Annotated in this window: 10 protein-coding genes; 6 read left to right on the top strand and 4 right to left on the bottom strand. The window is 61.9% G+C overall.

Translation table 11 applies throughout. From position 1 onward, the window contains the following. Nucleotides 1–17 precede the first annotated feature (17 nt). Complete coding sequence (locus tag NKG60_RS20410; protein WP_352663245.1) at nt 18–1,406, bottom strand: FAD-binding oxidoreductase; 1,389 nt, start codon at nt 1,404–1,406, stop codon at nt 18–20. Nucleotides 1,407–1,556: 150 nt separating this feature from the next. Between NKG60_RS20410 and NKG60_RS20405 the strand changes: the two genes are divergently transcribed. The 5 genes from NKG60_RS20405 to NKG60_RS20385 all read left to right on the top strand — a co-directional run bounded on the left by NKG60_RS20405 (nt 1,557) and on the right by NKG60_RS20385 (nt 8,971). Further along, a complete protein-coding gene (locus NKG60_RS20405; RefSeq protein ID WP_352663242.1) occupies nt 1,557–2,465 on the top strand; it encodes a LysR substrate-binding domain-containing protein in 909 nt (302 codons plus the stop codon). 157 nt (nt 2,466–2,622) lie between these two features. Beyond that, a complete protein-coding gene (locus tag NKG60_RS20400) occupies nt 2,623–3,102 on the top strand; it encodes a MarR family winged helix-turn-helix transcriptional regulator (protein WP_023717107.1) in 480 nt (159 codons plus the stop codon). Then, on the top strand, nt 3,099–4,277 hold the full coding sequence (locus NKG60_RS20395) for an HlyD family secretion protein (RefSeq protein ID WP_352663240.1): 1,179 nt from the start codon (nt 3,099–3,101) through the stop codon (nt 4,275–4,277). The genes NKG60_RS20400 and NKG60_RS20395 overlap by 4 nt, the downstream gene beginning before the upstream one ends. Nucleotides 4,278–4,574: 297 nt before the next feature. Further along, nucleotides 4,575–6,110, top strand: a complete 1,536-nt coding sequence (locus tag NKG60_RS20390; protein WP_292653931.1) for a DHA2 family efflux MFS transporter permease subunit — start codon at nt 4,575–4,577, stop codon at nt 6,108–6,110. A gap of 173 nt (nt 6,111–6,283) precedes the next feature. After that, complete coding sequence (locus tag NKG60_RS20385; RefSeq protein WP_352663236.1) at nt 6,284–8,971, top strand: EAL domain-containing protein; 2,688 nt, start codon at nt 6,284–6,286, stop codon at nt 8,969–8,971. A 45-nt stretch (nt 8,972–9,016) separates the two neighbouring features. On the opposite strand, the gene NKG60_RS20380 is transcribed toward NKG60_RS20385, so the two are convergent. The 3 genes from NKG60_RS20380 to NKG60_RS20370 form a co-directional block, all read right to left on the bottom strand. Continuing rightward, complete coding sequence (locus tag NKG60_RS20380) at nt 9,017–9,535, bottom strand: CAP domain-containing protein (protein WP_352663233.1); 519 nt, start codon at nt 9,533–9,535, stop codon at nt 9,017–9,019. Nucleotides 9,536–9,735: 200 nt separating this feature from the next. Beyond that, nucleotides 9,736–10,575 (bottom strand): hypothetical protein, encoded by an 840-nt coding sequence (locus tag NKG60_RS20375; RefSeq protein ID WP_352663230.1) that lies wholly within the window; start codon nt 10,573–10,575, stop codon nt 9,736–9,738. A gap of 520 nt (nt 10,576–11,095) precedes the next feature. Continuing rightward, nucleotides 11,096–11,461, bottom strand: a complete 366-nt coding sequence (locus NKG60_RS20370) for a winged helix-turn-helix transcriptional regulator (protein WP_352663227.1) — start codon at nt 11,459–11,461, stop codon at nt 11,096–11,098. A 108-nt stretch (nt 11,462–11,569) separates the two neighbouring features. Here NKG60_RS20370 and NKG60_RS20365 point away from each other — a divergent pair, with 108 nt between their 5' ends. Next, on the top strand, nt 11,570–12,274 hold the full coding sequence (locus NKG60_RS20365; protein ID WP_352663224.1) for a glutathione S-transferase family protein: 705 nt from the start codon (nt 11,570–11,572) through the stop codon (nt 12,272–12,274). Nucleotides 12,275–12,500: the final 226 nt, after the last annotated feature.

The following is a 12,500-nucleotide window of genomic DNA, read 5'->3' as shown; positions in this document are numbered from 1 at the left end:
CGGCCTGCGGCGGTCGCTCAGGTCGCAGGCTTGATGTTTTGGTTCAAGCGAAAGAAATTGGTAGGATCATACTTGTTTTTTAGTGCGGCCAACTTCGGATAATTCTCGCCGTAAGCTGCCAGAACCCGATCAGTGCCCTCGTCGCCGAGATTGTTGGCATAGACGCCGCCGGTCGAGAACGGTCTCATTGCATCCCACAGCTCACGCGCCCATCGGATGTGCGTTTCGTCGTCAGACGGATTGTCCCAGATCGATATCGGGAAGCAATCGTAAAGTGCATCTCGGTTGGCGCAGGGCGTTCCGTCCATCGGTACTCGCGAGATGGCGCCGCCAACCTGCTGCAGGACCAGAAGCGATTCGCTGGGTGCAGTCATGTAAGCCGCAAACATGGTATCGATCGCCTGATCTGTGATTTCGCGCATGAACTGCGCCTTCCAGTAGTAGCGCCGACCGCGCGGAAAGAGGCTGTCCGCGGCCGATTGGATTTGAAGATAGGGGACAGGAGCAATCCGGCGCTCAACCGGCGTGCCATACTCTCTCAGAGGTTGAATGATTTGCTGGCCCTCGTCGAGTGGGCCGATGTAGCACGCCGATATGCTGAAGAAGCGTTCGCCCGAGGGCGCCGTCACAAGTGCTGCATCCAGGCTCAGCTCATCCGGGGCGCCGCTCGAGAACGCACGATAGAACCGCATCGCTTCGCGTGCCTCTTCGTACCGGTATAGCATCGATCCCGCGATGAGGAGCGGACCCACGGGATGGAGCTTGTATTCGAAAGTCGTGACTATTCCGAAATTGCCGCCGCCGCCCCGAATGCCCCAGAACAAATCTGCATTTTCGGCCGCGTTTGCCGTGAGCAACCGGCCGTCCGCCGTCACGATTTCGACAGCGACAAGGTTGTCGCAGCTCAGTCCATGTTTGCGGCCAAGCTTGCCGAACCCGCCGCCGAGTGTCAGTCCGGCTATGCCGGTATCCGCGTTGACACCCATGGTCGTCGCAAGACCATGGACCTGCGTGGCTGCGTCGAACTCGCCCAGGTTCAAGCCGGCTTCTGCGCGCGCAACACGACGGATCGGGTCGACTTCGATCCGCTTCATGCGTGACACATCGATCACCACGCCGCCGTTGCATACCGAACTGCCGGCGACGTTATGGCCACCGCCGCGGACGGCGACGAGGAAGCCTTGCGATCGGGCGAAGTTGACGGCCGTGACGACATCGCTGGATTCGGCGCAATAGAAGATAGCCGCCGGCCTCTTATCGACCATGCCATTCCAAACTCTGCGCGCCTGGTCATAGCCAGGGTCGTCCGGAAGGATCAGATCGCCGCGAATCGCCTGCCTGAGGCGGGCGATATCTGGCGCCTGCAACGTCGGCTCGGAACCGTCTATAAGCTTGAACATGCTCATCGAGGGACACCCTTCGTGATTCGGCACGGTTGGACAGGCCGCTTTCGTTCACCGACATGTGTCGGATTATAATGATCTCATGCGGCGCCATTCGCTGCAAAATCGAATATCTCAGTCGCTGGATGAGCTAAATTCATCTAAACTGCCTGGATGAGAAAACTTCCGCCGCTCGGGTCGCTTCGCGCCTTCGAGGCCGCTGCCAGGCTGATGAGCTTCAGGAAGGCCGCGACGGAACTCGGAGTGACGCCAACGGCCATCAGCCACCAGATTCGATTGCTGGAGGAGGTCTGTGGGCAACTGCTGTTCCGGCGGCGCCCACGACCGCTCGTGCTCACAGGCGTGGGCGAACGGCTATTCCCGGTAATTTGCAACGGCTTCGACGCTTTCGCTGCGGCAATAGCATCAGCCTCGGCCGGTGTTGGCCAACGCCCGTTGCGCGTGACGAGCCCAAATGCATTTGCCAGCCGATGGCTGGTTCCGCGCCTGTCGAAGTGGCGCGAACAGCATCCGAACATTCCACTGGAGATCATCGGGACAGACGCCGTTCTGGACCTGCGAGCCGGTGACGCCGACGTCGCGATCCGCTATGCGCGCAGAATGCCGAGGGATGTTCCCGCGCAGGAAATTTTTCGGGACGCATTCTTTCCGGTATGCAGCCCGGAGCTGTTCGCGGAAGGCGACCGACAGATCGAGCGCGCCGCCGATCTGCTGCAACACCCGCTCATCCATTTCAATTGGACGAACCGCGACCCGGAAGCGCCGACTTGGCAGCGATGGCTGGCGATCGCACGCTCGATCGATCCCAGCATCCCCAATGCCAACCAGGCATGGGACTTAAGCTTCCGCGAAGAGCTGCACGCGATCGACGCGGTCGCGGCCGGCCAAGGCATCGCTATCTGCAGCGATGTGGTCGTCAGTGGCGAACTCGAGGCCGGCAGGCTGGTCAAGGCACATGATCTCTCTCTGCCAGGCTATGGCTTTTACCTTGCCTGCGTAGCCAATCACCCCCGACAAGCGCATATCGAAGCCTTTTCCGCCTGGATGAGATCGATGGCCTGAGCATCTGAACGCCGATTTTCTGCACGCTCGTCACAAGCGCTCGACATAATAAATTGCTAACCACGATCGCCCTGCACTGACTGCCATGCACACTTGCCGGCTTCTGGCATAATCCGGGCTCCTTGAATTATGAGCACGCTTATTATATATGTCGCTCATGGTTTCCGACGGCATCGACAGATTGGGCTTTTTGATCCACGACGTGCAGCGCCTGATGCGCAAGCGCTTCGAGGCGCGCGCCAGTGGTTTCGGCCTTTCTTCGGCGCAATGGCGGCTTCTGGTACGTGTCGCCAAGGAGGCGGGTGTCGCGCAGGCGCGGCTTGCCGAGCTTCTCGAAATCGAGCCGATCAGCGTGTCGCGCCTTGTCGATCGCATGGAGGAGGGCGGCTGGATCGAGCGCCGTCCCGACGCAACCGACAGGCGAGTGCGCATGATTTTCCCGACCGCCAAGGCGAACGCGGCCTACGCCCACGTCAAGAGCCTTGCCGGCGAGGTCTATGAGGAATCGCTCGTTGGCGTCTCGCCGGAAGATCGCCGCGTCCTGGTCAAGGCGCTGGAGACAATGGTGCAGAATCTTGCAGATGGTGAGACGCCGCCCTCGGAAAAAGTGAAGAATACGGAAGGCGCAGCAGCATGAACGCGGTAGCCAAACTAGATGAGAATGCGGCCAAGCTGGAGATGGAAGCTCCCGCGAAGCCGGCGGCAGCTCCGGTAACGGTGGCTCCGCAGGTAGCTCCAGCGCCGGTGGCGCCGAAGAAGAAGCGCCGTGCCGGCCGTTTCCTTTTGATGTTTGTGCTGCCGGCTGCGTTGATCGCCGGCGGCAGCTATGTCTGGGTGACCGGCGGCCGCTATCAGGAGACCGAGAACGCCAATCTGCAGCAGGCCAAGGTATCGATAGCCGCCGATACGGCGGGTCGCATCGTTCAGGTCGACATTTTCGACAACCAGTCTGTCAAGCAGGGCGACGTGTTGTTTGCTATCGATCCCGAGCCCTACCGGATCGCATTGGCCCAGGCCGACGCGGCGGTGGCCGGCGCACGGCTCAATGTCGAGCAGCTGCGTGCAGCCTACAGCCAGGCGCTGGCGCAGGAGAAGTCGGACGAAAGCCAGGTCCAGTACGCGCAGTCGCAATATGACCGTGCCGCCGACCTTGCCCAGAAGGGCATCAACGCCAAGTCGTCGCTGGACGAAGCCAAGAACGACCTCGACAAGGCCAAGCAGCAGCTGGCCGTGGCCCAGCAAGGGATCGTCAGCGCCAAGGCGGCACTTGGCGGCAATCCCGACATCGAGACCGACAAGCATCCAACGGTAATGGCGGCGCTCGCCGCACGCGACAAGGCGGCCTACGATCTGGTCCAGACCACGGTCAAGGCACCTGCCGACGGCATCATCAGCCAGGCCGCTTCGTTCAAGGTCGGCCAGTATGTCGGTTCGGGCACGCCGCTGTTTTCGCTGGTCGAGATCGGCGACACCTGGGTCGACGCCAATTTCAAGGAAACCCAGCTCACCAACATGAAGCCGGGCCAGAAGGCCGAAATCGCGGTCGATACCTATCCGGGCAAGACGTTCGAAGCCACCGTCAAGGCGATCGGCGCCGGCACCGGGGCCGAGTTCTCGCTGCTGCCCGCGCAGAACGCCACCGGCAACTGGGTCAAGGTGACGCAGCGCATTCCGGTCCGCCTGGAATTGGCCGATGCCGACGCCAAGACGGCGCTGCGCACCGGCATGAGCGCGACGGTCACGGTGGACACCGGCGTTTCCCGCGGGCTGCCGAGCATTTTCCACCGCGCCACGGCAGGCGAGGCCAAGTAAAGAGGCCTGGTAGCGGCCGCATAGCAAACAGCGAGATGGATGCAGGATTGGTCCGAGGGAGACGCAGGAAAAGTTGAATGCGTAGACGGGCTAGCCCGCCTGAGCAGACAACGCCGCGCAGGATCTTCGGTCCTCAGGTTTCCGGGCGGCAGGCGCCCGCTTTGTCGAGACGCTCAGTCGATGTAACCCCCACATCGATGCTCGCGTCCCACCGCGATGAGGGTCTCTCTACAGCGGGGCCTCGCCGTCCGGAAACCTAATGTACACGTTTTTGTTACCTGCTGGAAGTTTTACGTCATGAGCAGCCCAGAACCCTTTCGCGAAGTGCCGCACCGCGGCCTGATCACTGTTGCGCTCATGCTGGCGACGATCATGCAGGCGCTCGACACGACGATCGCCAACGTTGCGCTGCCGACCATGACCGGCGATCTCGGCGCCTCCCCCGACAACATCAACTGGGTGCTGACCTCCTACATCGTTGCCGCCGCGATCATGACGCCGGTGACCGGCTGGCTGGCCGACCGCTTCGGTCGCAAGGAGCTGTTCCTGACGGCCGTGGTCGGCTTCACTGTCTTCTCAATGCTGTGCGGCATCGCCTGGAGCCTTGAGACCATCGTTTTGTTCCGGCTGATGCAAGGCGTGTTCGGCGCGGCCATCGTGCCGCTGTCGCAGACCTTCCTGCTCGACATCAACCCCAGGGAACGCCACGGCCAGGCCATGGCCATCTGGGGCGCCGGCATCATGCTGGGACCGATCCTTGGCCCGACGCTGGGTGGCTGGCTGACCGAGAATTTCAACTGGCGCTGGGTGTTCTTCATCAACCTGCCGGTCGGCATCATCGCCTTCCTCGGCATGGCCGCATATCTTCCCAGCGTCGCCCGGCGGGTGCGCAGCTTCGATTTCTTCGGCTTCACCATGCTCTCGCTCGGTGTCGGCGCGCTGCAGCTGATGCTCGATCGCGGCGGCGAGGTCGACTGGTTTTCCTCGATCGAGATATGGATCGAGCTTGGCCTTTCCATCACCGGCTTCTGGGTATTCACCATTCATACGTTGACGGCGGAGCACCCCTTTATCGACCCCAAGATTTTCCTCGATCGCAATTTCGTCACCGGGCTGGCGTTCATCTTTGTCATGGGCGTGCTCATCCTGGCGAGCATGTCGCTGCTGCCGCCCATGCTGTCGACCATCTTCGGCTATCCGACACTCACCATCGGCATCGTTCTGGGGCCGCGCGGTGTCGGCACGATGATTGCGATGCTGTTCGTCGGGCGGATCATGCACAGGATCGATGCCAGGATCCTCGTCGTCATCGGCTTCCTGCTGACCGCGCAATCGCTCTACACCATGTCCAGCTTCTCGCCGCAGATGGACAACTGGCTTATCCTCAGCTCCGGCGTCATCCAGGGCCTTGGAATGGGAATGGTGTTCGTGCCGCTGTCCACCGTGGCTTTCGCTACGCTCGACGCACGCTTCCGCACCGATGCCACGGCGTTGTTCAGCCTGGTGCGCAATCTTGGCTCGTCGATCGGTGTGTCGGTGGTGACGGTTCTGCTGGTGCGTAACACGCAGATCAACCACGCCGAGCTCTCGGCCTATGTCAATCCGTTCAATCCCAACCTCTGGGCGGCATCGCCGGCAGCGGCGGGCGGCGATCCGACGGCGCTGTCGCTGATGGATCGCATGGTCAATATCCAGGCGATGATGATCTCCTACGTCAATGACTTCAAGTTGCTGATGATGATGACACTGCTTGCTGTCCCGTTTGTTTTCCTGCTGCGCAAGCCAAAGGCTGCGCCGCCCGCCGGTGGGGCGCCTGCCGCGCACATGGACTAAGCCTCACAGCTCCGGCACCGCGACCGGCTCACGGGTTCCGTTGCCTGTGCCGGTCGCGTCGGCGTTGAGCAAGGTTCACCTGCCATTAGTATATCCGGACCAATATGCACTCGCTTCTGGGTTGAAGGCGAGCCTCCATTGCTTGCTTCAAGCATCAGCGGGAGGAATTGTGTTTGGCCACGAAATCATCCAGGCAAACCGCCGAAGCGCCTGAATCCGCCAATTTGACGACGCTGGCAAAACTGGCGACTGCCTCATATGAGGCCCTCGAGCGCGAGCTTCGCACCACGATTGCGGCACTTCAGGACCAGGCACTGCGGTTCCAGACCGCGATCGAGAACATCTCGCAAGGCATCTGTTTCTTTGACGCCGATGAACGGCTGATCCTGTGCAACCGACGCTATGCGGAAATCTATCGCCTTGCGCCGGAGCAATTGCAGCCGGGTGCGGCGCTGCGCGAAATCGTCGAGCGGCGCGTCGCTGTCGGGACCTCGGCAATGAATGCGGACGCTTATCTGGCGTTGGCGCGGGCGGTCAATTCGGGCACGGCTTCGGGGAACTGGACAGCCGACCTCGCCGATGGCCGGACAATCCAGGTCTGCCATCAACCGATGCCTGACGGCGGCTGGGTGGCCACGCACGAGGACATCAGCGAGCTCAGCGCCAATCGCCTGGTCGTCGACGAGCGTATCTCGCTGCAGACGCTGATCGACCTGGTGCCTGACTACATGTGGGTGAAGGACACCGAAAGCCGCTTCGTCGTCGCCAACCGAGCCATTGCGTCCGACAGCGGTCGGGACAGCACGAGCGACATGATCGGTCTGAGCGACTTCGACCTTCACGCGCCGGATCTTGCGCAAAAATTTCGCTCCATCGAGCAGCAACTGATGCGTGATGGACAACCGATGATCGACGAGGAGGAGTTCGTCGTCGATGCGTCAGGCACCGGCAAATGGTTCCTGTCGACGAAGCTGCCGTTGCGCAACGTTCAAAACAACATTTTCGGCCTCGTCGGCATTGCCCGCGACATCACTGCGCGCAAGCAGGCCGAAATCCTTCGCGACGGGCAGGCGCATATCCTCGAGATGATCGCAAAGAGCGCCCCCCTCGAAGACGTGCTCGAGCGGCTCATGCGTCTGGTCGAGTCCCAACTGGCGGGGATATTCGGTTCGGTCTTGCTGCTCGACAAGGATGGCACCCACTTGCGCCACGCAGCCGCGCCGAGCCTGCCGAGAGACTACACCGACGCCGTCGACGGCGCCGCGATCGGCCCTCGGGCCGGGTCTTGCGGAACCGCTGTCTATCGGCGCGAGCCGGTGATTGTCGCTGACACCATGCACGATCCGCTTTGGCAAGATTATCGCGAACTCGCGCGGCCGCACGGTTTGCGTTCATGCTGGTCGACCCCGATCCTGTCGCATCAGGGCGCCGTGCTCGGCGTCTTTGCGATGTATTCGATGACGGTGCGCGAACCGACCGAGGCCGAGACACGCCTCATCGATTTCACGACGCGCATCGCCGGGATCGCCATCGAACGCAAACAGGCCGAAGACCGCATCCACTTCATGGCCAACCATGACGTGCTGACCGGGCTTCCCAATCGCGCCTTGCTCGAGGACCGGCTTTCGCAGGCGGTCTTGTACGCCCAGCGATACGGTCGCTGGGTGACGGTGGTGTTCATCGATCTGGACAACTTCAAATTCGTCAACGACACGCTCGGCCACAATGCCGGAGACGAGCTTCTGAAGATCGTCGCAAGCCGCATGGTCGACTGCGTCCGGGCGACCGATACCGTCGTGCGGCTTGGCGGCGACGAATTCGTCGTCGTACTGTTCGACCAGCCGGCGAACGTCGATCTCGTCTCCGAGACCTTGCAAAAGCTCAGGGCTTCACTCGCCGAGCCGGTTCAGCTCGGAGCGCATCTTGTACGGGCGACGGCCAGCATCGGCATTGCCAACTATCCCAAGGATGGGACGGATCCCGATACGCTGCTGGCAAATGCCGACGCGGCCATGTATCGCGCCAAGGAGTTCGGCCGCGACAACTTCCAGTTCTACGCTCCGGAGTTCAACACCAGGGCGCATGAAAAATTCGTGCTTCAGGAAGAGTTGCGAAACGCCTTGGCGCGTTCGGAATTCACGCTGCTCTACCAGCCGCAGGTGGACCTTCGGTCAGGTCGGGTTTTTGCGGTCGAGGCGTTGATACGCTGGAACCATCCAACGCTTGGCACGGTAATGCCGACGACGTTCATCCCGACCGCCGAGGAGACAGGTCTGATCGTACCGATCGGCGACTGGGTTCTGCATGAGGCGTGCCGGCAGAACAAGGCCTGGCAAGACGCAGGGCTGCCGCCCTTGACCGTTTGCGTGAACGTGTCGCCGCGGCAATTCAGGGAACGCAACCTGATCGATCGCATCGTCAGCGCGTTGAAGGGCAGCGGCCTGGAGGCCAGGTATCTCGAGCTGGAGGTGACCGAGAGCCTTATCATGCAGGATATCGAGCTCGCGGTCGCGACCATGAACGCCCTGCAAAGCCTGGGTGTCCAGATCTCGATCGATGATTTCGGCACCGGCTATTCCAGCCTCAGTGCACTCAAGACCTTTCCCGTGGCGCGGCTGAAGATCGACAAGTCCTTCATCAAGGATCTCGCCGCCGACGAGAACGACCAGGCTGTGGCCAGCGCGGTGATTTCATTGGGGCAAAATCTCAACCTGAGGGTCATTGCCGAAGGCGTTGAGACGGATGATCAGGTGGCCTTCCTGCGCAGGAACAATTGTGACGAGATGCAGGGTTATCATTTCAGCAGGCCGGTTTGTGCGCAGGACATCGAGGAATTGCTCGGCGGCGGTCGCAAAGACTGATGGGTCGGCCATCCTGCAGGCTTCCGCCGACCCAAATGGCGGAAATTATCTGCCGAGCACAAGGCACCAATAGCGAAGCGTGCTGTCGCGGCCGTCGCGTACATAGGCGAGGCCGAAGCGCGTGAAGCGCGGGTCGAGCATGTTGCGGCGGTGGCCTGGCGAATGCACCCAGATATCGAACAGCTTCTGCTGGTCGAAGCGGCCTTCGGCGATGTTTTCGGCGGCCGCGCCGGCAATGCCATTGTCTTTGACGCGCGAGGCAAAGTCCTTGCCCCAGCCGGTGGTGTGGTTCATGCGGCCGCCGCGCGCCATATAGCCGGCCTGCTGCAGCGCCGCCTGTTCGAGCTGAGGATCGGCGACAACCGGCGCGAGACCCGCCGAAGCGCGGATGCCGGCCAGCGTGCCGGCGGCGGAAGCAGAGACACCGGCGCCTTCGCCGGTAGGCAGCACTGCGGTTGCGCAGGCGGTGAGCCCGGCAAGGGCGCCAAGGCCGGCAGCTCTGAGCAGCACGCGCCTGTTTAGGCCAGGTTGGGCCTCATGATTTTCGATTTTCGTAACGGTCATGCCCGCCTGACATAACCGCGATCATGGCTTTTGCCGGGCAGGGGACTAACCGCTGCGGATAAGTTTGCAGTTGGACAATAATGGCCAGCCGGGCGATCCCGGTATTTAGCGTTGCTTCGGCGAGTCAATACTGAGCCTGCGCTTGCGCGCCGTCCCTCTCGACAAGACCAACGGTTGGACGCGATCGAGCGCAGGCGGGTTCAGTTGGGGCTGGTTGTGGCGGTGAACCCGCACTGCTTCTGTTCCATATCGATCTGCTTCGTGATGCGAATGGCGTTCTGTGCATAGGCCTCCGTCACGGAGCCACTATTCACGGTCTTGTCCTTCAGCGGACTCACGCCTGCGCAGAGGTGGAAAACATGCGGCTCGGCGGACTTCGCGGCTCCGTTTTCGGGCGCGATCCAGTAAACGACATCCTGACCGGCGGGGTGGCTCGCGTCCCGCGTCGCCGCCGCCACCGCGGCGGTGTCCGTCGCGATCGCCTGCGCCTGAGCGGCGACATCGGGCGAACAGGCGGTGGTCGGCTGCCCCGACTTGATCTGGGCTGCGCACGTGTTCATATCCTGAGTGTACTGTTCGACCGACGGGGGTTTGAAACTGATCCCCGTAACCGTCGCGAGCACAGCCAGCGCAGCGCCGACGCCGCCGGCAATCTTCTTGGTCCGCGGATCCATGTTTTTGTCGGTGAGGATCAGGAAAACCAGTGGGAGGAAGGCAATCAGCGTGATGATTGCGCCGAGCTGGTTTTGGAAGAAGAACCTGGCCGCGTCGGATGCGCGGGCCGGATCGTGCCTGTTGGCCGCCTTCCACAGCAAGTTGCCGGCGATTGCGAAAATCGCGATGCCGACCAGAAGGCCGATGATCAGCGACAGGTGTCCCTGGTCGAACTTGTTCTGGCGAAGCAGCATAATTCCGTAGATCTCGCCGCCAATGGCGACGATCCACGAGAGTGCGGCGAAAAGGCGAAGACGCGTGGCGGAGGACTTCTGGCCCTGCGTCGCTTGCCAATCCTTGGTAACGTCTGGCTTGTTGTCGGTCATTGACCAGATCCCCTGATATCGACACTTCTGCCGGCGGCGTCAGACCAGAAGCCCAACCGCCCTGCGCAGCGTCATTGAACGAGCGTTACCTGCCTTGGCGACACGGCGAAAATGTGAGCGCCACGGCAGGCCTCATCTCCATTCATAATTCATATTGCGCATGAGTGAATCCGTCCATACCCACGCAGGCAGACGCCTATGCGGCGATGGCTCTGTTCTTCTTAATCTCTGGCTCGAACTTGACGCTGCCTTCCCTCGCTTGCCTCGCTTTTCTGGCGATCCGGTGGAAGCCGCGGTGGTCACAGGACCGGTCGAAAGCAACGTCGGCAGAACTGAGGCCGGCTCGATGGTCCAAGGACCTGAAAGCGGCCAGTCCGCTTGCGGCCCAAAATGCGACGTTAGAGTATCTGCTCGGCAATGAAGCTTCTGGCGCTGCCGGTGCATTCCGGTAGTCGGCCCGGATCCGACGCGAAGCGGCTGTCCAGGCTCGGATATCAAGCGTCAGATTTTCACTATCGTGCTAGGCGGCTGTGTCCAGACTCGTTTCCGGCGTCGATGAGGCCCGGCTGGCCCGATCGTCCTCGGTATCTTCCCACCAATCGCCCAGGGCATCGATGAGCGGCACGAGCTTGAGACCGGGCTCCGTGAGGTCGTAATCCACGCGTAGCGGATAGCCGGCATGCGCCGTTCGCCGCACGATCCCGGCTTCCTCCAGCTTGCGCAGTTCGAGCGCCAGGATGCGGTGCGACACGGTTGGGTTGTCACGCCTCAGGTCGCTGAAGCGCTTGGTCCCGTCCTTGAGATAGTAGAGCAGCAAGGTGGGCCAGCGACCGCTGAGCACACGCATTGTCTCTTCGATCGGGCAGCGAGAGACGACATCTTTCATGGCGGGAACCTGGTTACAGAATAGTGCGTAATTTACATGGGGCGACCAGCGTTTAGGGTCAAGTTTCGCTGCGCAGCGTGATCCCTAAATCATGGAAGAGACAAAGAAATGGAACCTATCCTCCTTTACGGCTTCCCGCTGGGAAGTTCGATGGGGCTCGTCGCTGCTTTTGAACGCCTCGGACAACCCTATCGCCTGTGTCGCGTCGATATGCTCACTGAAATGAAGGATGACGCCTATGCCAGCATCAACGGCCGTCAGGAAACGCCGGTGTTGATCACGGACGAGGGCAGGGTGCTCACCGAGACCATGGCGATCGCCGCCTGGCTCGAAGCTCGTGACACGCAACGCCGTATCAGCTTCGAGCCTCGCTCGCCGGAGGCCGACCGGATGCACCAGTTGATGGCTTTCGTGAACACCGGTTTCACCACCGCTTTCACCCCTCTCTGGGCTGCATATGAAATGGAATCGGCCGAACCGCTGCTGCTGACAACCTTGCGTGACTTTGGCCGCAAGATCGTTGCCAACCGCCATTACCAGCTCGAGGCGATGATCGCCGACACGGAATTCCTGATCGGCGATCGGCTGACGCTTGCGGATACCACGCTGATTGGCGTGGCGCGCTGGGCGGAGTTCCACAAGGCGGTCGACGGCGCGAGCTACCCCAAGCTGGCCGCATTGCGCGGCAGGATCGAAGCTGATCCGGCAGTGGGTTACGCCCAGGCCATCGAGGATGGCGAAAAGCCGGCGGGTTCGGGTGCCTGTCTTGGCCATGTCCCGTTGACCGAAGTGATCGATCGTTTCGCTGCCTAGCTTTTGTCACGCAGCTCAGCCGCGGGGGGGGGGGGGGGGGGGGGGGGGGGGGGGCGGGGGGCGGGGGGGGGCGGGGGGGGCCGCGCCGCCGCCCCCCGCACTACCGGGGTGGTGGGGGGGGGGCCGGGTGTTTGCCATGCGCCGTGGCCCCAGTGGTCCCCTGCTGTGCCTCCCGATTTTTGTCCCCCCCCCGCCCCGGCGGGGCCCACAAGGGGGCCCCCCGCGC

The organism is Mesorhizobium sp. M1428 (assembly GCF_040317515.1).
Classification (GTDB): domain Bacteria; phylum Pseudomonadota; class Alphaproteobacteria; order Rhizobiales; family Rhizobiaceae; genus Mesorhizobium.
Note: the sequence above shows the minus strand (reverse complement) of the source record. Positions and strands in the feature narration are given on the sequence as shown.

Coding starts and splice junctions, on each gene's coding strand:
- NKG60_RS20380 (WP_352663233.1), bottom strand. CDS start 9,535: ATGACCGTTACGAAAATCGAAAATCATGAGGCCCAACCTGGCCTAAAC.
- NKG60_RS20370 (WP_352663227.1), bottom strand. CDS start 11,461: ATGAAAGATGTCGTCTCTCGCTGCCCGATCGAAGAGACAATGCGTGTG.
- NKG60_RS20405 (WP_352663242.1), top strand. CDS start 1,557: ATGAGAAAACTTCCGCCGCTCGGGTCGCTTCGCGCCTTCGAGGCCGCT.
- NKG60_RS20410 (WP_352663245.1), bottom strand. CDS start 1,406: ATGAGCATGTTCAAGCTTATAGACGGTTCCGAGCCGACGTTGCAGGCG.
- NKG60_RS20395 (WP_352663240.1), top strand. CDS start 3,099: ATGAACGCGGTAGCCAAACTAGATGAGAATGCGGCCAAGCTGGAGATG.
- NKG60_RS20375 (WP_352663230.1), bottom strand. CDS start 10,575: ATGACCGACAACAAGCCAGACGTTACCAAGGATTGGCAAGCGACGCAG.
- NKG60_RS20400 (WP_023717107.1), top strand. CDS start 2,623: ATGGTTTCCGACGGCATCGACAGATTGGGCTTTTTGATCCACGACGTG.
- NKG60_RS20365 (WP_352663224.1), top strand. CDS start 11,570: ATGGAACCTATCCTCCTTTACGGCTTCCCGCTGGGAAGTTCGATGGGG.
- NKG60_RS20390 (WP_292653931.1), top strand. CDS start 4,575: ATGAGCAGCCCAGAACCCTTTCGCGAAGTGCCGCACCGCGGCCTGATC.